This is a genomic window from Sinomonas sp. G460-2, assembly GCF_047759905.1.
GTDB lineage: Bacteria > Actinomycetota > Actinomycetes > Actinomycetales > Micrococcaceae > Sinomonas.
Genome location: NZ_JBKZWT010000512.1, coordinates 1 through 1,573, shown reverse-complemented (window position 1 = coordinate 1,573; position 1,573 = coordinate 1). Strand labels below are relative to the sequence as shown.

The following is a 1,573-nucleotide window of genomic DNA, read 5'->3' as shown; positions in this document are numbered from 1 at the left end:
GCTGGGCCGCGGTCGGGTGGTACTCCGCCGAGATAAACACGAGCACGAAGGAGATCGCATAGAGATCCCACGCCTCGATCAGGATCGTCGCGATCATCATCCAGCCGCCGCGGCGGCTGGACGAGGTCCCGTCCTTGTTCAGAAGGACGTCGGTCGCCTCATCGGACAACCGACGGATGGTGGTCTGGTCCATCATCGCCTTTCTCGCTGGGAACCGACATGCGTCGCACAGGCCAGCGAGGCGGTGTGGGATGACGCCATAGTCACTCCTAGATGGTGGTTTACATCTGACTTTCGTCTTCCAGATGCGGCTTAGATCATACCTAAAACCGTGAGGGACGCAACAGCTATGATGTAGGGACCCCTTTTGGCCCGATCACCGACGATCCTTCTAGGAGTCCACATGGCGCACGCCGGCCCGCTTGCCACGCCCGGCCCCTCGGCTGCGACCGGCTTGCACGCCAAAGTGCTCGAGGAGGTGGGCTCCGCGATCGCGGGCGGCTCGCTCGCCGCGGGCCGCGTCATCCAGATCGAAGAACTCGAGGAGCGCTACGGCGTCTCGCGGTCCGTGGTCCGAGAGGCCGTGCGAGTGCTCGCGTCCATGGGGCTCGTCGCGATGCGGCGCCGAGTCGGCGTCCAGATCCAGCCCGCGGCCGCATGGAACCTCTACGATCCCCAGGTGATCCGCTGGCGCCTCGCCTCGACGGGGCGGTACGCGCAGCTGAGGTCGCTCACGGAGCTGCGCGCCGCCGTCGAACCCGAGGCCGCCCGCCTCGCCGCCCTCCGGGCGCCGCAGACCGCGACGGCGGAGCTCATGACCCTCGCCGGCGAGCTGTGGGCAGCCGGGCACGAGACCGGCCTCGAACGGTTCCTCCGGCTCGACATCGAGTTCCACCGCCGCATCCTCGAGGCCTCGGGCAACGAGATGTTCTCGACGCTCCACCCGCTCGTGGCCGAGGTCCTGTCCGGACGCACCCATCTGGGCCTCATGCCCGAACGGCCGCACGCAAACGCCCTCCAGCTGCACTTGGACGTGGCCGTCGCGATCCAGCGCCAGCGCGCCGACGAGGCCCACGACGCCATGCGGGCGATCATGACGCGGACCATGTCCGAGGTCAGCGAGCTCTTCTCGCCACTCGACCAGCCCCTCTGAGGGCGGGACGGGTCGAGCGGCGGGGGTCAGCGGGAGAACGCTTTAGAGGCCCGCCCCGAGGACCATGGGTGTCTTGAGATGCCGAGGAGCACCCTGGATGGCAGCCGCCTGGGGAACCCCGAGGTCCTGCAGCTCAACGTGCCGTGCACCCTGCTGATTCGACGCTGCGGCGGAGGCCTGCTGATCCTGGCTCTGCGCGGCGCTCGGCTGAGCGGTCCCGTTGCCGAACGACTGGCCGCTCGCATTCCCGCCCTGCGCCTGCGCCGCGGAAGCCGACCCGCCGTCGTCATTCGTTGCGCCCGCCGAATGCCGCCCCGCGGAGCCGCGGACCGCCTGGGCGATCATCGTCTCGGCCGCGGCGAGGGCGTTCCGCGCGTCGTCCTCGAGCTTCTGGGCCGCGTCCTCGACCCGGTGCCGCGG

3 protein-coding genes are annotated in these 1,573 nt (G+C 69.3%); 1 reads left to right on the top strand and 2 read right to left on the bottom strand.

The genetic code is table 11. From position 1 onward, the window contains the following. Positions 1-193: hypothetical protein (locus ACLN58_RS21995; protein ID WP_415857337.1), on the bottom strand; the 193-nt coding region annotated here is incomplete at its 3' end. Positions 194-403: 210 nt separating this feature from the next. On the opposite strand from ACLN58_RS21995, the gene ACLN58_RS21990 reads away from it, so the two are divergent. Then, positions 404-1,153, top strand: a complete 750-nt coding sequence (locus ACLN58_RS21990) for a FadR/GntR family transcriptional regulator (RefSeq protein ID WP_415857336.1) — start codon at positions 404-406, stop codon at positions 1,151-1,153. A gap of 42 nt (positions 1,154-1,195) precedes the next feature. Here ACLN58_RS21990 and ACLN58_RS21985 read toward each other — a convergent pair. Then, positions 1,196-1,573: hypothetical protein (locus tag ACLN58_RS21985; protein ID WP_415857335.1), on the bottom strand; the 378-nt coding region annotated here is incomplete at its 5' end.

What these genes read in the sequence shown, in the direction of transcription:
- ACLN58_RS21990 (WP_415857336.1), top strand. Translation starts at nt 404, where the DNA reads ATGGCGCACGCCGGCCCGCTTGCCACGCCCGGCCCCTCGGCTGCGACC.